14 protein-coding genes are annotated in these 18076 nt (G+C 67.0%); 7 read left to right on the top strand and 7 right to left on the bottom strand.

Annotated elements, in window-relative coordinates:
• The first annotated feature begins 25 nt into the window (after positions 1-25).
• Positions 26-427 (top strand): prepilin-type N-terminal cleavage/methylation domain-containing protein, encoded by a 402-nt coding sequence (locus NJD74_RS00990; protein ID WP_319623481.1) that lies wholly within the window; start codon positions 26-28, stop codon positions 425-427.
• A gap of 136 nt (positions 428-563) precedes the next feature.
• Complete coding sequence (gene pilB, locus NJD74_RS00995) at positions 564-2294, top strand: type IV-A pilus assembly ATPase PilB (RefSeq protein ID WP_019183939.1); 1731 nt, start codon at positions 564-566, stop codon at positions 2292-2294.
• 92 nt (positions 2295-2386) lie between these two features.
• Here the strand turns inward: pilB and NJD74_RS01000 are convergent, their stop codons facing one another.
• Positions 2387-3772 carry a sigma-54 dependent transcriptional regulator gene (locus NJD74_RS01000; protein ID WP_046273839.1) on the bottom strand — a complete coding sequence of 462 codons (1386 nt, stop codon included), beginning with the start codon at positions 3770-3772 and terminating at the stop codon, positions 2387-2389.
• A gap of 70 nt (positions 3773-3842) precedes the next feature.
• Complete coding sequence (locus NJD74_RS01005) at positions 3843-5456, bottom strand: ATP-binding protein (RefSeq protein ID WP_284128840.1); 1614 nt, start codon at positions 5454-5456, stop codon at positions 3843-3845.
• Positions 5457-5789: 333 nt separating this feature from the next.
• Between NJD74_RS01005 and sucC the strand changes: the two genes are divergently transcribed.
• From sucC to NJD74_RS01020, 3 genes are all read left to right on the top strand, one after another.
• Positions 5790-6959, top strand: a complete 1170-nt coding sequence (gene sucC, locus NJD74_RS01010; protein WP_019183942.1) for an ADP-forming succinate--CoA ligase subunit beta — start codon at positions 5790-5792, stop codon at positions 6957-6959.
• Positions 6960-6980: 21 nt separating this feature from the next.
• The gene (sucD, locus tag NJD74_RS01015) at positions 6981-7856 is read left to right on the top strand and encodes a succinate--CoA ligase subunit alpha (RefSeq protein WP_019183943.1); all 876 of its coding nucleotides are present in this window, start codon (positions 6981-6983) and stop codon (positions 7854-7856) included.
• A 310-nt stretch (positions 7857-8166) separates the two neighbouring features.
• Positions 8167-9801 (top strand): NAD+ synthase, encoded by a 1635-nt coding sequence (locus NJD74_RS01020; RefSeq protein WP_319623482.1) that lies wholly within the window; start codon positions 8167-8169, stop codon positions 9799-9801.
• 26 nt (positions 9802-9827) lie between these two features.
• Here NJD74_RS01020 and NJD74_RS01025 read toward each other — a convergent pair whose 3' ends face one another.
• Together NJD74_RS01025 and NJD74_RS01030 are read right to left on the bottom strand one after the other, a co-directional pair.
• Positions 9828-11048, bottom strand: a complete 1221-nt coding sequence (locus tag NJD74_RS01025; protein WP_319623483.1) for a lipase family protein — start codon at positions 11046-11048, stop codon at positions 9828-9830.
• 141 nt (positions 11049-11189) lie between these two features.
• Positions 11190-12074 (bottom strand): outer membrane protein assembly factor BamD, encoded by an 885-nt coding sequence (locus NJD74_RS01030; RefSeq protein ID WP_026069896.1) that lies wholly within the window; start codon positions 12072-12074, stop codon positions 11190-11192.
• A gap of 116 nt (positions 12075-12190) precedes the next feature.
• Here NJD74_RS01030 and rluD point away from each other — a divergent pair, with 116 nt between their 5' ends.
• Together rluD and pgeF are read left to right on the top strand one after the other, a co-directional pair.
• The gene (gene rluD, locus NJD74_RS01035; RefSeq protein WP_019183947.1) at positions 12191-13186 is read left to right on the top strand and encodes a 23S rRNA pseudouridine(1911/1915/1917) synthase RluD; all 996 of its coding nucleotides are present in this window, start codon (positions 12191-12193) and stop codon (positions 13184-13186) included.
• Positions 13186-13965, top strand: coding sequence for a peptidoglycan editing factor PgeF (gene pgeF, locus NJD74_RS01040; RefSeq protein WP_319623484.1), 780 nt, complete (start codon positions 13186-13188; stop codon positions 13963-13965). Before rluD ends, pgeF begins: the two co-directional genes overlap by 1 nt.
• Before the next feature lie 71 nt (positions 13966-14036).
• On the opposite strand, the gene otsA is transcribed toward pgeF, so the two are convergent.
• The 3 genes from otsA to otsB form a co-directional block, all read right to left on the bottom strand.
• Positions 14037-15401, bottom strand: a complete 1365-nt coding sequence (gene otsA / locus NJD74_RS01045; protein ID WP_019183949.1) for an alpha,alpha-trehalose-phosphate synthase (UDP-forming) — start codon at positions 15399-15401, stop codon at positions 14037-14039.
• Positions 15398-17179 carry a glycoside hydrolase family 15 protein gene (locus NJD74_RS01050; RefSeq protein WP_070471236.1) on the bottom strand — a complete coding sequence of 594 codons (1782 nt, stop codon included), beginning with the start codon at positions 17177-17179 and terminating at the stop codon, positions 15398-15400. Before NJD74_RS01050 ends, otsA begins: the two co-directional genes overlap by 4 nt.
• Positions 17180-17265: 86 nt before the next feature.
• Positions 17266-18024, bottom strand: a complete 759-nt coding sequence (gene otsB, locus NJD74_RS01055; protein WP_319623485.1) for a trehalose-phosphatase — start codon at positions 18022-18024, stop codon at positions 17266-17268.
• Positions 18025-18076 lie beyond the last annotated feature (52 nt).

The raw sequence follows: 18076 nt of genomic DNA on the forward strand, positions 1-18076 counted from the left end.
TTATCTATCTCTAGGGGATGTACACATGAAGAACCAGAAGGGCTTTACCCTGATCGAACTGATGATCGTCGTGGCGATCATCGCGATCCTGGCCGCCATCGCGCTGCCGCAGTACAAGAACTACACCGCGCGCGCCAAGATTACTCAAGCAATTGGTGCGGTGGCTGGTGAGAAGATTAAGGTCGCTGAAAACTATGCTTCGGAAGCGTCCAGCCTGTGTGCGGGTGCTTCCGGTTGCACCGCCGGCGCCGCCTTGGGTGATTTGAAGCTTGTTGGTGAGTCCAACGATAAGACTGCCGGCGTAGAGATTCAGCCGGTTGCTCCGGCCAATGACACCGCGCCGATTACTTGGACCTGCAAGGTAACCAAGTCCACCGGTCCATACGCGAACAAGCCGTGCGACAACCTGAACGCTGCTACGCCGTAAGTGCGCTCATGCCGCGAAAAGCGGAATGACTGTTAGCGTTTTAGAAAATGCCCGCGAGGAATCGCGGGCATTTCTGTTTGTGCACCATCATGCCGCGCTGTTGCTACTCTAGATCCGACCTGATCGAGCCCATCCCATGAACACTGTCGCTGCCACCGCCAACCTCGTCGGCATCACCGGCATCGCCCGCCGCCTGGTCCAGGACGGCGCGCTGGACGAGGCCGCCGCCCGCACCGCCATGGCCGACGCCACCGCCGCCCGGCAGCCGCTGCCGCAGTGGTTCGCGGAGAAGAAGCTCGTTACCGCCGCGCAGCTGGCTGCGGCCAACGCGCTGGAGTTCGGCATGCCGCTGCTGGACGTGTCGGCGTTCGACAGCAGCCACAACGCCATGAAGCTGGTGAGCGAGGAGTTGCTGCGCAAGCACCACGTGCTGCCGCTGTTCAAGCGCGGTGGCAGGCTGTTCGTGGGCACCAGCAACCCGACCCATTCGCTGGATGAGATCAAGTTCCACACCAACCTGGTGGTCGAGCCGATCCTGGTGGACGAGGAACAGATCCGCCGCACGCTGGAGCAGTGGCAGACCAGCCAGGACACCCTGGGCTCGGCGCTGGGCGGCGGCGACGATGACATGGGCGACCTGGATGTCTCGGCCGGCGACGAGGAAGGCGGTACCACCGATGCGGGGATCGACGCCAAGGGCGATGACACCCCGGTCGTCAAATTCATCAACAAGGTCCTGATCGACGCCATCCGCAAGGGCGCCTCGGATATCCATTTCGAACCCTACGAAGACGACTATCGCGTGCGCCTGCGCATCGATGGTCTGCTCAAGAACGTGGCCAAGGCCCCGGTCAAGCTCAACCAGCGCATCGCCGCGCGCCTGAAGGTGATGGCGCAGCTGGATATCGCCGAGAAGCGCGTGCCGCAGGATGGGCGCATCAAGCTCAACCTCTCCAAGACCCGCCAGATCGACTTTCGCGTCAGTACGTTGCCGACCCTGTTCGGCGAGAAGGTGGTGCTGCGTATCCTCGATGGCAGCGCTGCCAAACTGGGCATCGACAAGCTCGGGTATGAGCCGGCGCAGCAGAAGCTGTTCCTGGATGCGATCCACAAGCCGTACGGCATGGTGCTGGTCACCGGCCCGACCGGCTCGGGCAAGACCGTTTCGCTGTATACCGCGCTGGGCATCCTCAACGATGAGACGCGCAACATTTCCACCGCCGAAGATCCGGTGGAAATCCGCCTGCCCGGCGTCAACCAGGTGCAGCAGAACGTCAAGCGCGGCATGACGTTCGCCGCGGCGCTGCGCTCGTTCCTGCGCCAGGATCCGGACATCATCATGGTCGGCGAAATCCGCGACCTGGAAACGGCCGAGATTGCAATCAAGGCGGCGCAGACGGGCCACATGGTGCTCTCCACGCTGCATACCAACGATGCCCCGCAGACCATCGCGCGCCTGATGAACATGGGCATCGCGCCGTACAACATCACCAGCTCGGTGACCCTGGTGATCGCCCAGCGCCTGGCGCGCCGGCTGTGCAACCACTGCAAGCGCCCGGTGGAGCTGCCGGCCAACGCGCTGCTGGCCGAGGGCTTCACCCAGGCCCAGCTGGACGCGGGCATCAAGCTCTTCGAGCCGGTCGGCTGCGATGAGTGCACCGAAGGCTACAAGGGCCGTACCGGTATCTACCAGGTGATGCCGATGACCGACGAGATCTCCACGATCGTGCTGGCCGGTGGCAATGCGCTGCAGATCGCCGAGGCCGCGCAGCAGGCCGGGGTGAACGATCTGCGCCAGTCCGCGTTGGCCAAGGCCGCCGCCGGGGTGACCGGTCTGGCGGAGATCAACCGGGTCACCAAGGATTGATCAGCGCGGTTGGCTGATACGGAAAGGCCCGCGCAAGCGGGCCTTTCTGGTTCTGGGCTGGCGGATGCTGGGTCGCCACCCATGGGGTGGCGCTACTCCATGCCGAGCTTTTTCAGTTTGTAGCGCAGCGCCCGGAAGGTGATGCCCAGCTGGGCCGCGGTACGCGTCTTGTTCCAGCGGTTCTCCTCCAGCGCCTTCTGGATCGCGGTGCGCTCCATCTGCTCGATGTAGGAGGGCAGGGCGCCGTTGCCGGCCGGCAGGTCGACCACGGCTTCTTCCTGGGTGGCGGGCGCGCTGCCGGCGCCGAAGCGCGGCGCGTGCTGGGGCAGGCGCAGGTCGCTGGCACCGATCCGGTCTTCCTCGGCCAGGGCCAGGGCGCGCTCGAGGATGTTCTCCAGTTCGCGCACGTTGCCGGGGAAGTGGTACTGGGCCAGGGCGTCCAGCGCCGAGGGCGCCAGCAGCGGGGTCGGGCGGCCGTGGGTGCGGGCCAGCCGGGCCAGGATCGAGGCGGCCAGCGCGGGCAGGTCGCTGCGGCGTTCGCGCAGCGGTGGCACGCGCAGTTCGATCACGTTGATGCGGTAGTACAGATCGTGGCGGAAGCGGCCGTCTTCAACCAGTTCGCCCAGGTCCTTGTGCGTGGCGGAAAGGATGCGTACGTCCACTGGCACTTCGGTGGCGGCACCGACCGGACGGATCGATTTCTCCTGGATCGCGCGCAGCAGTTTGACCTGCATCTGCAGGGGCAGCTCGGCCACTTCATCCAGGAACAGGGTGCCGCCGTGCGCGGCCTGGAACAGGCCGGGCTTGTCCGCATGGGCGCCGCTGAAGCTGCCCTTCTTGTGCCCGAAGAACTCGCTTTCCATCAGTTCGGACGGAATCGCGCCGCAGTTGACCGGCACGAAGGCGCCGGGGGCGCGCGCGCTCTGCGCGTGGATCGTGCGTGCGACCAGTTCCTTGCCGACGCCGGATTCGCCAAGGATATAGACCGGCGCCTGGCTGCGCGCGACCTTGCCGATGGTGGCGCGCAGCACATCCATCGAAGGTGAGTCGCCGAGCAGGCGTGCGGCCTGTTCCGGCGCGAGCGGTGCGGGGGCGGGGCGCTCGGTGTTGTTGAGTTCCAGCGCGTGCTTGACCAGGCCGCGCAGCACCGAGATGTCGACCGGCTTGCTGACGAAATCGAAGGCGCCGGCCTTCAACGCTTCCACCGCCAGGTCCATGCTGCCGAAGGCGGTGATCATCGCCACCGGCGTGCGCGGGTAGTGCTGCGCGATCTCGGTGACCAGCTCGATGCCGTTGCCGTCGGGCAGGCGCATGTCGGTGATGCACAGGTCGTACGGGTTGCTGGCCAGCAGTTCACGGGCTTCGGCGAGGTTGGCCGCGGTGCTGATGCGCAGGCCCATGCGGCCCAGGGTCAGTACCAGCAGTTCGCGGATGTCACGCTCGTCATCGACGACGAGGGCGCTGCGGGTGTCATTCATAAGGAAGGAAGATAGCCGAGGGCGGTCATTGGCGACAAATGTTTGACGGAGGTGACCGGGTATGCGCCGCTCATCCGGCCATCATCGTGTGCGGGCCGGCCAGCACGAGCCGGAAACAGGCGCCACCGGCAGGCACCGAGACGTACTCCAGCCGTGCCTGGTTGGCGCGGCACAGCTCGCGGGCGATATACAGGCCCAGCCCGGTGCCGTGCTCGGAGGTGGTGAAGAAGGGACGGAACAACTGGCTGGCGACCGTCTCGGGAATGCCCGGGCCACGGTCCATCACATCGATGATGGCGGTGCGCTCCTGGCGCGCCACGCGCAGCCGCACGCGGGCCGGCTCATCGGCCACGCGGCCGTATTTGAGCGCGTTGTGGACCAGCACGGTGAGGATCTGGTGCAGGTGGCGCGGGTCGACCAGCGCGTGCACCGAGGTCTCGCTGATGATCGGTTCCACGCTGTCGGTTTCCAGCGACAGGCCCTGCTTGTACTCCAGTACGAAGCGGCGCACGAACGCGGCCAGGTCCACGTTCTCCGGGTTGGCGCGTTCGCGCCGCGCCAGCCCGAGCACACTTTCGACGATGCCGTTGGTGCGCTGGCATTGCTGGTTGATGATCTGCAGCAGGCGGCGGTCGGTGTCGCCGATATCGGTGGATTCCTCCAGCAGCTGCGCGGCGTAGTTGATCGCCGCCAGCGGGTTGCGGATCTCATGGGCCAGGCTGGCCGAGAAGCGTCCCATCGCCGAGAGGGTCAAGGACTCGGCACGCCGCGAGACCACGGTCGAGTCATCCAGGAACACCAGGGTGAGGTCGCTGCCGGCCAGCAGGCGGGCGAAGCGTGGCTGCACTTCGGGTTGGTCCGGCGAGAGCTGCAGGGGCATCTCTTCATTGGTCCAGCCATTGCGCCAGCGCAGCAGCCGGCGGCTCAGCTCGGGCGCGGCACTGCCCAGTTCCAGCCGGCCGCTGCCACTGTTGCCGTCGGCATCGCCGAGCAGGGTGGAGGCCGCTTCGTTGGCCAGCGTGATGCGGTTGGCCCCGTCCACCACGATCACGCCGGTGCGCATGCGGCGGATGATCAGTTCGTTGATCTGGAACAGGTTGGCCACTTCATCGCCACGCTGGTTGGCCAGTTGCTGGTTCATGCGGGCGCGGTTGCCGACCTGGTAACTGATGAAGGCGATGGCCAGGTAGCTGGTGACGAACATGGCCAGTTCGGCCAGCGTGCGGGTCGGGTCGCCGCCTTCGATCTGTTTCCAGAGATACTCGCCGGCGGTGGCGGCACTGGCGGCCGCGGCCAGGCCCAGCCCCATGCTCAATGGGAGCAGCGTCGCGGCGGCGGCGACGTTGAACAGCAACGACATCGAGATGCCCGCGCTGGCCCCGGGCAGGGCATGGGCGAGCAGGGTGGCGGCGATGATGTCGGCAGCCACGCTCCACACCACGATGGTGCGCAGCCAGCGCTCGTTGCGGCCGAACAGCAGCACCAGCACGGCCACCGCCAGATAGCCGCTGGCCACGAACGTCGCCAGCCGGGGATGGTCGGCGGTTCCTACCAGGCCGCTCAGCGGGCTGAACAGCAGCGCGCCGATGACGGTGGCCATCAGCAGGCGGTACAGCGCGAAGAAATACAGCTCGCGCCGCGGTATCGATTCGATGCGGTCGATCAATGAAGCACTGGGTGACACGCCGGAACTCCCCTTCTGGCATGGGGGCAGTGTAGGGGGTCCGGCCGGGTTTGGGGGCCGGTGGCCGGGGCGGGGTGTGTGAAGGCCGGACCGCGTGCGGGTGCCTGCAGGCTGCGCGGGCGTGCCGCGGGCGACCCGGGTGGCTGTTTCCGGCACCTGCCGCAACTGTCTGAAATTGCGCCGGAAACGGTGCCTGGCCGGTGTCTTGCCACTGACTTCTTTGCGCCTGCGCGCCGGGTCGTCCACAATAGTGGGCCCGCCGCGGTCCTTACCGGCGCCCCCGTGAGGGAGCCTTGGAGATGCGTGCGGTCGTTCCTATTCCCACGGTGACGCATGAATTTCCACGAATACCAGTCAAAACAGCTGCTTGCCGAGTACGGCATTCCCGTTCCGGCCGGCAAGGTCGCGGCTACCCCGGACGAAGCGGTTGACGCTGCCAACGCCCTGGGCCAGGGCCCTTGGATGGTCAAGGCGCAGATCCACGCTGGCGGCCGCGGCAAGGCTGGCGGCGTCAAGTTCTGCAAGACCACCGACGACGTGAAGGCCGCTGCGGCCAAGATGCTCGGCACCAAGATGGCCACCTACCAGACCGCCGGCGTTGAACTGCCGGTCAACCTGGTGCTGGTGACCACCGCTGGCGAGATCGTCAAGGAACTGTACCTGTCGGTGCTGGTTGACCGTGGCACCAAGACCATCACCTACATCGCCTCTTCGGAAGGCGGCGTGGAGATCGAGCAGGTCGCCGCTGAAACCCCCGAGCTGATCCACTCGCTCAACGTTGATTTCGTTGAAGGCGTGCAGGGTTACCACGGCCGTGATTTCGGCTTCAAGCTGGGCCTGACCGCCAAGCAGGCCGGCCAGTTCGCCAACATCATGGTGAACCTGTACCGCCTGTTCAACGAAAAGGACCTGGCCCTGGTTGAAATCAACCCGCTGGCCATCCTGGACGACGGCAACCTGTACGCGCTGGACGGCAAGTTCGACAGCGACGACAACGCCGCGTTCCGCCAGAAGGCCCTGGTCGCCATGCGCGACAAGACCCAGGAAGATCCGACCGAAGTGATCGCTTCGGAGCTGGACATCAACTACGTCACCATGGACGGCAACATCGGCTGCATGGTCAACGGCGCCGGCCTGGCCATGGCCACCATGGACGTCATCAAGCTCAACGGCGGCGAGCCGGCGAACTTCCTGGACGTGGGCGGCGGTGCGAACAAGCAGCGTGTCATTGAAGCCTTCAAGCTGATCCTGTCCTCGGACAAGGTCGAAGGCATCTTCGTCAACATCTTCGGCGGCATCGTCCGCTGCGACATGATTGCCGAAGGCATCATCGCGGCCGTGAAGGAAGTGGGCGTCAAGGTTCCGGTCGTGGTGCGCCTGGAAGGCACCAACGTGGAAGAAGGCAAGCAGCTGCTGCGCGACAGCGGCATGGCCATCATCCCGGCTGACAACATCAACGATGGCGCCAAGAAGATCGTTGAAGCTGTCAAGAACGCCGCCTGATCCCGACACCAAGGAATTCCCATGTCTGTTTTGATTAACAAGAACACCAAGGTGATCGTGCAGGGCTTCACCGGCCAGCAGGGCACCTTCCACGCCACTCAGATGATCGAGTACGGCACCCAGGTTGTTGGCGGCGTGACCCCCGGCAAGGGCGGCACCACCCACATCGACCTGCCGGTCTTCAACACCGTTGCCGACGCCGTGCAGAGCACCGGCGCCAATGCCTCGGTCATCTACGTGCCGCCGCCGTACGCGGCTGATGCGATCCTGGAAGCGGCGGCTGCCGGCATCCAGGTCATCGTGTGCATCACCGAAGGCATCCCGGTGCTGGACATGCTGCGCGTCAAGAACGTGCTGACCCGTTCGCATCCGGACACCGTGCTGATCGGGCCGAACTGCCCGGGCGTCATCACCCCGGGTGAGTGCAAGATCGGCATCATGCCGGGCCACATCCACCAGCCGGGCAAGATCGGCATCGTGTCGCGTTCGGGCACCCTGACCTATGAAGCGGTCAAGCAGACCACCGAAGTCGGCCTGGGCCAGTCCACCTGCATCGGCATCGGTGGTGACCCGATCAACGGCCTGAACTTCGTCGACTGCCTGAAGCTGTTCAACGAAGATCCGCAGACCGAAGGCATCATCATGGTCGGCGAAATCGGCGGTGACGCTGAAGAAGCCGGTGCCGAGTACATCAAGAACCACGTGAAGAAGCCGGTCGTCGGTTTCATCGCGGGCGCCTCGGCTCCGGCCGGCAAGCGCATGGGCCACGCCGGTGCGATCGCATCGGGCGGCAAGGGCACTGCCGAAGGCAAGTTTGCTGCCATGGAAGCTGCTGGCGTCGTGACCGTCCGTTCGCCGGGCGACCTGGGCGCTGCCATCGCCAAGCTGGTGAAATAAAACGCCGGCCGCACCGCGGCCGACGCGTAGGTAGAGCCGACCGTTGGTCGGCTGCCCGTAGAGCCGACCGTTGGTCGGCTGCCCGTAGAGCCGACCGTTGGTCGGCTGCATCAAACAGAAAGGCCGCCTCCGGGCGGCCTTTCTGCGTTCAAGGCAACACCGGGACCGGTAGGTCCCCACGGTTGTTCGGTACGCACGCCACGTCGTGCCGGCCGCTGGCCGGCGCCGCATCGTGCTGCCGCCGAATGCGTGGTTGCCGGCCAGCGGCCGGCACTACAATGAGCGCAGTACACCTACAGGCTGGAACCCCATGACGTCGCTCCGCATTGCCCTGGCGCAGTTCGATTTCCCGGTTGGCGCGGTGGCGCAGAACACCGACAACATCATCGCGATGATCGCCGAGGCGCGCGATGAGTACGGTGCCGAGCTGGTGGTGTTCCCCGAGCTGGCCATCAGCGGCTACCCGCCGGAGGATCTGCTGCTGCGCCCGGGCTTCCTGTACGACTGCCAGCAGGCGCTGGAGCGCATCGCGGCGGCCACCACGGGGATCGCGGCCGTGGTCGGTTGGCCCCAGGCAGCCGGCGCGGTGGTCTACAACGCGGCCAGCGTGCTGCGCGACGGCAAGGTCGAGCACACTTACCGCAAGCGCGAGCTGCCCAACTACGCGGTGTTCGATGAGCGCCGCTATTTCGATGTCGATCCGGACGGCGGCAGCTGCGTGTTCGAACTGAAGGGCGTGCCGGTCGGTGTACTGGTCTGCGAGGACCTGTGGTTCGCCGAACCGCTGGCCGATACCGTCCGCGCCGGCGCGCAGCTGGTGGTCGTGCCCAATGCCTCCCCGTATGAGCGCGGCAAGCACGCCCAGCGCGACGCGCTGCTGGCCGAGCGTACCCGTGAGAGCGGGGCCGCGATCGCCTACCTCAACGTGGTGGGCGGCCAGGACGCGCTGGTGTTCGATGGCGCCTCGGTGGTCGCCGATGGGGATGGCACGGTGCACCCGGCCGCCGCGGCCTTCACCGACCAGTGGCTGGTCGTGGATTACGACGCGGGTGCGCGCCGCTTCCTGCCGCGCGAGTGGATCGACGACGGCGACGAAAGCATGGATGCGCTGGCCTGGCGTGCGGTGACCCGCGGTATCCAGGATTACTGCCGCAAGAACGGTTTCAAGAAGGTCTGGCTCGGCCTGTCCGGCGGCATCGATTCGGCGCTGGTGCTGGCGATGGCGGTGGACGCGCTGGGCGCGGCCAACGTCACCGCAGTGCGGCTGCCGTCGCGCTATACGGCGGACATGTCCAACGACCTGGCGGCCGAACAGTGCCGCGCGCTGGGCGTGACGCTGGAAGCGGTCTCGATCGAGCCGGTGTTCGAAGGCCTGATGGCCGCGCTGGGCCCGATGTTCGAGGGGCCGGCGGCGGATGTGACCGAAGAGAACCTGCAGTCGCGCAGCCGCGGCGTGATCCTGATGGCGCTGTCCAACAAGTTCGGCGGGCTGCTGCTGACCACCGGCAACAAGAGCGAGTATGCGGTCGGCTACGCCACCATCTACGGCGACATGTGCGGTGGCTATGCGCCGCTCAAGGACCTGTACAAAACCGAGGTGTTCGGCCTGTCCAAGTGGCGCAATACCGTAGGCGGTGCGCCTGTGATCCCACCGGCGGTGATTTCCCGCCCGCCCTCGGCCGAGCTGCGCGCCAACCAGACCGACCAGGATTCGCTGCCGGCCTATGACGTGCTGGACGGCATCCTGTACCGCTACGTGGACCAGGAGCAGTCACGCGAGGAGATCGTGGCCGCCGGCTACGCCGCCGAGGTGGTGGACCGTGTGCTGCGCCTGGTGCGCACCAGCGAGTGGAAGCGCCACCAGGCAGCCCCGGGGCCGAAGGTCTCGCGCCGGGCGTTCGGGCGTGAGCGGCGCTACCCGATCAGTAACGGGTACAAGGGCTGAGCTGCCCGGCGAGGAACGATTGCCGGCTACGGTGACGTATCCAGCAACGCTTCCAGTGCGGTGACTTCGTCCAACGCGTTGTAGGCCGGCGCGCCGGCGTCCAGGCGCGTGCGCACGAAGGCGAGGCCATCGGCTGCCGCTGCGTCCAGCGTGCCGCGGTGATCGACCGGGTAGGCGCGGAACGCGACCGGTTCCCCGCGCAGCGCCAGGCCAGCGGCGTACAGAAGCGTGGTGACATAGGGCACATCGCGGTCCTGGCGCCCGTGGCCGAGCATCAATGGCTGGCTGAAGCCGCGCCGTGGCACGCCCAGATAATCGTGCAGCAGCGTCCAGATGCCAGGCACGGTGTACAGCGGCGCGCTGAACATCTCGCCGGTGTTGGCGCCTTCCAGCAGCGTGCTCAGGGCACCCAGGCAGTGCTGGCGGGCCAGCGCGACGCGCGCGCGCCCGTGTTCGGACAGTACCTGGTCGATGTGTGGCGCAAGCTGCAGCAGACCGTCCAGCAGGTAGGCATGGTACGCATTGAGCGCGCCGGGATTGGCTGTGAGGTTGTCGGGTTTCATCACCAGTGCGGTCAGTTCCACGGCAGTGGGGGTGCCGGTGGTGAAACTGCCCCGGTACTCCAGCGACGGGCCGCCGTAGCCAGGCCCGATATGGCCGGCGGCGAGCGCGGCCGCCCCTCCCTGGGAGTGGCCCACCGAGACCCAGCGCGGGGCGAGGGTCGCCGGGCCGAGGTACTGACGGCTGGCCTTGATCATGTCGATGGTGTTGCGCGCAGCGGTCCCGACGTGGAGATAAGCATGCTCGCCGGGGCTGCCCAGCCCCTGGTAGTCCGCAGCTGCCACGGCGTAGCCCCGGGCCAGGAACTGGTCGAGGAAGCGGCCATCGCGCTCGGGCTGGAAGGGACCGGAAACCGATGGCGCACAGTGATCGGCAACGCCCTGGGTGCCATGCGCCCAGGAGACGACCGGCCAGCCACCGGGGGGTGCAGTGCCCGCTGGCAGGTACAGAAGACCCGTGCCTTGGGCCAGGTGGCCGTGGTGGTCGGGGGTGCGATAGCTCAGCTTGTAGGCACGGGCGGCCCGGGAAGGCACCCAACTGGCCTGATAGGACTCGGCCGAGATGAGATCGCCTGCCTGCGACGGCGCAGTGGAACCGGCTGCACCGGCTGCACCGGCGGCGAGGCCGAGGGTGGCGGAGACGAACACGAGGGATGCGGCGCGCAGATGGACGATCTTGAGCATCATGCAGACTCCTTGCGGGCGGGTGTGGCCGTGAGGTGTCAGTCTGAATAGCGCGGATCGTTGGCGCTGAGATGCCAGTCCCAGAAGGAGCGGCTTGGGAAACGTCCCTTGACGGAAAAGGCCCCTTTCGGGGCCTTTTTTGTCTTACTTGCGATTCATCGTGGCGTTGCGTTCGCCGGTACTGGCGGACTTCTCGCCGGCAAACGGGTTCAGCTTGCGGACCATCCACGGGTACTTCGGCCAGTTGCCCTGCAGCCACGGGTGGTCGGGCTGGTTCAGCTCGAGCACGCGGCGGGCATCGTCGGCCAGGGTCTTGTTGCCCAGGCGGGTGTAGGCCTCGCCCAGCGCGGCCACGGCGTCGTACTGGAACGCGCTCTGCGGGTAGTTTTCCAGCAGGAAGTTGGCGCGGCCGGCGGCCGAGACGTAGGCCTCGCGGCGCAGGTAGTACAGGGCGTTGTCCAGCTCGTACTGGGCGAACACGTCGCGCAGGGCGATCATCCGCTGGCGCGCATCGGCGGCGTAGCGGCTGTTGGGGTAGCGCTCGGTGACGATGGTGAAATCGGCATAGGCCTGGCGCGGGCTCGACAGGTCGCGGCGGCTCGGGTCCAGCGACCAGACGCGGCGCAGGAAGACCGTGTCGCGGTTGCCATTGGCCAGGCCGCGCAGGTAGTACATGTAGGCGATGTTGCGGTGGGTCGGGTAGGTACGGATGAAGCGGTCCACGCTGGACACCGCGTCATCGTGCTTGCCGGCCTTGTACTGCGCGTAGGCGCTTTCGATCATGGCCTGCTCGGTGTACGGGCCATACGGGTACTGGGCTACCAGGCGGCGGAAGCTGGCTTCGGCACCGCTCCAGTTCCCCCCTTCCATGAGCTTGTGGCTCTTCTCATAGAGCGTTTCGACCGGCAGGCCTTCATCCGGATTCTTGCCCTTGGTGCCGCGGTGACAGCCGGTGGCGACGAAGAGCAGCACCAGCATCAGGGCGGCGAGGCGGACGGGCGCGGACAGCATAACGGAGCGTCGGATCATGGGGTCAGGGCGGGACGCGGCTGGAATACGAAGGGTCGATGATAGCCTAGTGGCCTGTCCCGCGACTGAAACTGGTCGGCCGGACCCCAAAATTGTCCCTATTGCGGTGTTCCCCCATGTCCGATACCCCTGCTGATTCCGATTCCCCCCGCCAGGCCATCGTGCCCGATACCGCCGCCGGCCGGCGTTTCGACGCGGTCCTGGCCGAGCTGTTCCCCGAATTCTCCCGGTCCAAGCTGACCGAGTGGATCAAGTCCGGGGACGTCCTGCTGGACGGCGACACCGTGCGCGGGCGCGACCCGGTGCGCGGCGGCGAGGTGGCCAGCCTGCATGTCGTGCTCGACACCCAGACCCATGCCGAGCCGGAGGACATCCCGCTGGAGGTCCTGTACGAGGACGAGCACGTGTTCGTGATCAACAAGCCGGTCGGCCTGGTGGTCCATCCCGGCGCGGGCAACCCGACCGGTACTCTGGTCAATGCGCTGCTGTTCCGCGACCCCTCGCTGTCGGTGCTGCCGCGCGCGGGCATCGTGCACCGCCTGGACAAGGACACCAGCGGCGTGATGGTGATCGCCCGCACGATCCAGGCGCAGACCGCACTGGTGGAGCAGCTCTCCGCCCGTGAAGTGCACCGCCAGTACCTGGCCGTGGTGGTGGGTGCGCTGGTCTCCGGCGGCACCGCGACCGCCGGCATCGACCGCCACCCGCGCGACCGCATCCGCATGGCCGTGCGCGAAGACGGCAAGGAAGCGATCACGCATTACCGCCTGCGCGAGCGTTTCCGTGCGCACACCGCGCTGGAGTGCCGCCTGGAAACCGGCCGTACCCACCAGATCCGCGTGCACATGGCGCACCTGCGTCACCCGATCATCGGCGATCAGCTGTATGGCGGTGCGCTGAAGCTGCCCAAGGGCGCCAGCGATGAACTGGTCGCCGAGCTGCGCGGCTTCAAGCGCCAGGCGCTGCACGCTGAAACGCTGGAATTCGTGCACCCGATCACCGGTGAGAAGATTACCAACAGCGCGCCGCCGCCGGCTGACATGCAGGCCCTGCTGCACGCCCTGCGCGAAGACAGCAAGCGCTTCGCCGAGCAGGAACGCAACCGCCGCTGATGGACGCCACCGTGCCCGTGCTGCGCGCCGACTGGCAGGCCCCGAGCGGGGTCCATGCGCTGACCACCCTGCGTTTCGGCGCGGGCGGTTCGGTGGCGCCGTTCGACCAGTTCAACATGGGCAACCGGTACTCGGCCGATGGTGACGACCCGGCGCAGGTGCAGCGCAACCGTGACCTGCTGGTGCCCGGGCTGGGCCTGCCCTCGGCGCCGCATTGGCTGCGCCAGGTGCATGGCACCGGCGTGCGCCGCTTCACCGCGCCGCCGACCGCCGCGGGTGTGGAGGCTGAACCGACCGCCGATGCCGCCGTGACCTCGGTGCCGGGCGTGGTGCTGGCGATTCTCACCGCCGACTGCCTGCCGGTGGTGTTCGCCGCGCGCGATGGCGGTGAGATCGGCGCCGCCCATGCCGGGTGGCGCGGGCTGGCCGATGGGATGCTGGAGGCCACCGTGGCCGCCCTGCAGACCCCGCCCGTGCAGCTGCAGGCGTGGCTGGGGCCGGCCGCCGGGCCGGCGCTGTACGAGATCGGCGAGGACGTGTTCGAGGCCTTCGTGGAGCGCGACGAGGGCGCTGCGGCGGCATTCGTGGCAACACGGCCGGGGCACTGGAAGGTCGACCTGTACGCGTTGGCCCGCCGGCGCCTGCAGGCCGCCGGGCTGGACCCGGCCAGCATCAGTGGCGGGCAGTACTGCACGCTGGCCGATCCGCAGCGGTTCTACTCGCACCGGCGCGACCGCCGCACCGGGCGCATGGCGACCCTGGCGTGGATCGCGCCGTGACCGTCTGAACGATCGTGACGAGCCGGCCAGCGGCCGGCACTACCGTACGCGCTTCCCGTAGCCCGGCGGGATCACCCTTCCAGGGCCTGAAGATACGTCTGCCGCCAATGATTGATGTCGTAGGTGCGCAGGTGGTCCATCATCGCCTGCCAGCGCTCCACGCGCTTCTTCAGCGGCATCGTCGCGGCCGTGGCGATCGCATCGGCCACGCCATCGAGGTCATGTGGATTGACCAGCAGTGCCTGCTTGAGTTCATCGGCAGCGCCGGCCAGCAGTGACAGCACCAGTACGCCCGGATTCTCCGGATCCTGCGAGGCGACGTATTCCTTGGCGACCAGGTTCATGCCGTCGCGCAACGGGGTCACCAGGCCCACCGCCGCCGCCCGGTAGAAGCCGGTCAGGGTGGCATGGGTGAAGTTCTGGTTGACGTAGCGCAGCGGGGTCCAGTCCGGCGCGGCATGCCCGCCGTTGATGTGGCCGGCGATCTGTTCCAGCTGGCCGCGCAGCTGCCGGTACTCGGTGACATCGCCACGGGATACCGGGGCGATCTGCAGATACGTGAGCGAGCCATGCTGGTCCGGGTGGCGTTCCAGATACCGCTCGAAACCCTGGAAGCGTTCGGGCAGGCCCTTGGAGTAGTCCAGCCGGTCCACGCCGATCGCCAGCTGGCGATTGCGCAGGCTGCCGCGCAGGTCCTTGACCGCTGGCTTGTTCGCCCCGGCCTTGGCCTGCCGCGCAATGAACTCGGTATCGATGCCGATCGGGAAGGCCGCGGCGCGGAAGCGTCGGCCACCGGGCGCTTCCAGCTCGCCATCGGGCAGCACCCGGCCGCCACCGAACAGGCGCACGTAGGACTGGAAACGGTCCGCATCGCGCTGGGTCTGGAAGCCGACCAGGTCATAGGCGTACAGGCTGGAGAACAACCGCAGGTGGTCGGGCATGGCCTGCAGCAGGTCCGCCGAGGGCATCGGCACATGCAGGAAGAAGCCGATCCGGCAGCCGATGCCACGCTCGCGCAGCAGCGAGGCGAGTGGGATCAGGTGGTAATCGTGGATCCAGACGATGTCGTCTTCGCGCAGCAGCGGGGCGAGCTTCTCGGCGAACAGCGCGTTGACCCGGCGGTACGTTTCGCGCGTCCCGCGGTCGTAGTCGACCAGGTCCAGCCGGAAGTGCAGCAATGGCCACAGCGTGCGATTGGCGAAGCCGTTGTAGTAGCCGTCCACATCGCGCTTGTTGAGGTCCATGGTGACGTAGCGGATGTCACCGTCCACCTGCTCGTGCAGCGTGCCGCTGTTGTCGCGTACCGACTTGCCGCTCCAGCCGAACCACAGGCCGCCACGTTCCTTGAGCGCGGCGAGCAGGCCGACCGCCAGGCCGCCGGCGCGGGATTCACCGGGAACGGCGACCCGGTTGGACACGACGACCAGGCGGCTCATGATGCCTCCTGCCAGCTGCGCGACAGGCGCATGGCGGCGGTGATCAGGCCCACGTGCGAATAGGTCTGCGGGAAGTTGCCCCAGGCCTCGCCATTGTCAAAGGCCAGGTCTTCGGAGAGCAGGCCCAGGTGATTGCGGCGCTCCAGCAGCATCTCGAACATCTCGCGCGCTTCGTCCAGGCGACCGATCGCGGCAAGCGCATCGATGTACCAGAAGGTGCAGATGGTGAAGCTGGTTTCCGGTTCGCCGAAGTCATCCGGCGCCACGTAACGGTACAGCGCGTTGCCATGTTTGAGATCGCGGCCGATCGCCTCGACGGTGGCGACAAAGCGTGCGTCGGTGGCGTCGATGAACCCGATGTCGGCCAGCAGCAGCAACGAGGCATCCAGGCGGTGGCCACCGAAGGTATCGGTGAAGTGCCCGAGCGCTTCGCTCCACGAGTCGCGCATGATCCGCGCATGGATGATGTCGGCTCGCTCGCGCCAGTAGGTGGCGCGATCATCCAGCTTCAGTCGCACCGCGATCTTGCACAGGCGGTCGCAGGCGGCCCAGCACATCGCGCTGGTGTAGGTATGCACTTCGGTGCGGCCGCGGAACTCCCACAGCCCGGCATCGGGCACGTCATGCAGGGTGAAGGCCTGCTCGCCGAGCGGCTCCAGCCGCGCGAAGGTGTGTGCATCGCCCGGGTCCTGCAGGCGGCGATCGAAGAACAGCTGCGTGGAGGCGAGCACCACGCTGCCGTAGACATCGTGCTGGCGCTGCACCCAGGCCAGGTTGCCGCGGCGCACCGGCCCCATGCCGCGGTAGCCGGACAGCGAGGGGACTTCGCTTTCTTCCAGCTTGGCCTCGAAGCTGATGCCGTACAGCGGCTGCAGGCTGCCATCGGCGGTGGCCAGGTTGAAGATGTAGCCCAGGAACTGCTCCATCGTGCGCGTGGCGCCGAGGCGGTTGAGCGTACGCACCACGAAGGCGGCATCGCGCAGCCAGCAATAGCGGTAATCCCAGTTGCGGATGCTGCCGGGCGCTTCGGGAATGGAGGTCGTCATCGCGGCGATGATCGCGCCGCTGTCTTCGTACTGGCACAGTTTCAGCGTGATCGCGCTGCGGATCACCGCGTCCTGCCATTCCAGCGGGATGGACAGATAGCGCACCCATTCGCGCCAGTAGTCGCGCGTGCGCTGGAAGGATTCCTGCACGTAACCACTGAGCGAACGGTTGAGCGATTCGTCCACCCCCAGCACCAGGTGCACCGGGTGGTTGAGCACGAACGGCAGGCCGTCGCGCACGAAGCGCAGCGGCACATCCGTGGTCAGGCGCAGCACGTGGTCGGGCAGCACCCAGCGGATGTGGTTGCTGCCCCAGGTCGAATCGGGAACGCGCGCGCCCCAGTCGGCCAGTGGCCGGGCGCGCACGATGATGCGCGGGTTGCCGGACAGCGGGCGGACCTGGCGGATCAGGCTGACCGGCCGGTAGAAGCGGTCGTTCTGGCGCCAGCGCGGCGCGAAATCGATGATTTCCAGCGCGCCGCCATGCTTGTCGCGCAGCACGGTGCGCAGGATGGCGGTGTTGGTCAGGTAGCTCTGTTCGCTCTCGACCATGTCCTCCAGCTCGATGCCGAAGTCACCGCCCTCTTGTTGATTGGGGCCAAGCAGGGCGCAGAAGGTGGGGTCGCCGTCGAAGGTCGGCAGGCAGCTCCAGACGACGCGCGCGTGCTTGTCGATCAGCGCGCCGAAGCTGCCATTGCCGACCACGCCCAGATTCAGATCGGGTTCGCTCATGATGCAGGAAGTCTCGTGTCATGCCGCGGCGGCACACCGGTGGGGGAGACCTGCGCGCGGCGTCAGGGGGCCTTGGGGTCAAGGCATCAGTAGGCATTCTCGCGAAGCCAGGCGTGGACGCTGCGTATCGTCGGCAGCGAGAACACCGCATCGCTCGGCTCGCGCGCTCCGACCAGCACGCTCCAGCCATGCAGGTCATTGGCCGCGCCGAAGCCGAATTCATCGGTGAGGTCATCGCCGACGAACACCGGCATGCGATCACGGAACGGCGGCTGCAGCAGCAGCTGCCGCATCGCACGCCCCTTGTCGCTGCCCTCAGGCAGGAATTCGATCACATGGTCGCCCGGCTGCAGCCGATAGCCGCCATGCCCGCGGATATGCCGTTCGGCAAACGCACGCACGTCATTGGCGGCATGCGGAGCACCACGCCAATGCAGGGCCAGGCTGCGGCCCTTGTCTTCAACGAGCACGCCGGGGTAGCCGTGCGCGAACCGCATCGCCTGCTGGTGCAGGGCGTGCAGCCACTCACTGGTATCGGCGGAGGGATCACTGCTCTGCGCGCGCTGCTCGTGGTTGCGCAGCTCGTGGCCATGCAGGCCGGCGGCGGGCAGGCTCAGGGGCGCAAACAGCTTGTCCAGCTGCGCCAGCGGTCGGCCGCTGATCAGCGCGACCGCGCCATCCAGGCGGTCGCTGATGCGCCCGATCGCCTCACGCACATCCGGCAGCAGCGCGACCGACTCGGGGTCGTCCGCGAATTCGATAAGGGTGCCATCCACGTCCAGGAACAGCGCACAGGCATCGTCCAGCAGCGGCGGCGGCGGACGTTGGGGGAAGTCGTTGGCCATGGTGACCAACATGCCAGCGTGGATGTGATCGCCAGGTCATGGCATCACCCAC

This window comes from Stenotrophomonas sp. RG-453, assembly GCF_033843685.1.
In the GTDB taxonomy this organism is placed as follows: domain Bacteria; phylum Pseudomonadota; class Gammaproteobacteria; order Xanthomonadales; family Xanthomonadaceae; genus Stenotrophomonas; species Stenotrophomonas bentonitica_A.

Excerpts from the sequence above, each read along its gene's own strand:
- rluD (WP_019183947.1), top strand. The coding sequence starts at position 12,191 with ATGTCCGATACCCCTGCTGATTCCGATTCCCCCCGCCAGGCCATCGTG.
- NJD74_RS01030 (WP_026069896.1), bottom strand. The coding sequence starts at position 12,074 with ATGATCCGACGCTCCGTTATGCTGTCCGCGCCCGTCCGCCTCGCCGCC.
- NJD74_RS00990 (WP_319623481.1), top strand. The coding sequence starts at position 26 with ATGAAGAACCAGAAGGGCTTTACCCTGATCGAACTGATGATCGTCGTG.
- pilB (WP_019183939.1), top strand. The coding sequence starts at position 564 with ATGAACACTGTCGCTGCCACCGCCAACCTCGTCGGCATCACCGGCATC.
- NJD74_RS01025 (WP_319623483.1), bottom strand. The coding sequence starts at position 11,048 with ATGATGCTCAAGATCGTCCATCTGCGCGCCGCATCCCTCGTGTTCGTC.
- NJD74_RS01000 (WP_046273839.1), bottom strand. The coding sequence starts at position 3,772 with ATGAATGACACCCGCAGCGCCCTCGTCGTCGATGACGAGCGTGACATC.
- otsB (WP_319623485.1), bottom strand. The coding sequence starts at position 18,024 with ATGGCCAACGACTTCCCCCAACGTCCGCCGCCGCCGCTGCTGGACGAT.
- pgeF (WP_319623484.1), top strand. The coding sequence starts at position 13,186 with ATGGACGCCACCGTGCCCGTGCTGCGCGCCGACTGGCAGGCCCCGAGC.
- otsA (WP_019183949.1), bottom strand. The coding sequence starts at position 15,401 with ATGAGCCGCCTGGTCGTCGTGTCCAACCGGGTCGCCGTTCCCGGTGAA.
- sucD (WP_019183943.1), top strand. The coding sequence starts at position 6,981 with ATGTCTGTTTTGATTAACAAGAACACCAAGGTGATCGTGCAGGGCTTC.
- sucC (WP_019183942.1), top strand. The coding sequence starts at position 5,790 with ATGAATTTCCACGAATACCAGTCAAAACAGCTGCTTGCCGAGTACGGC.
- NJD74_RS01050 (WP_070471236.1), bottom strand. The coding sequence starts at position 17,179 with ATGAGCGAACCCGATCTGAATCTGGGCGTGGTCGGCAATGGCAGCTTC.
- NJD74_RS01020 (WP_319623482.1), top strand. The coding sequence starts at position 8,167 with ATGACGTCGCTCCGCATTGCCCTGGCGCAGTTCGATTTCCCGGTTGGC.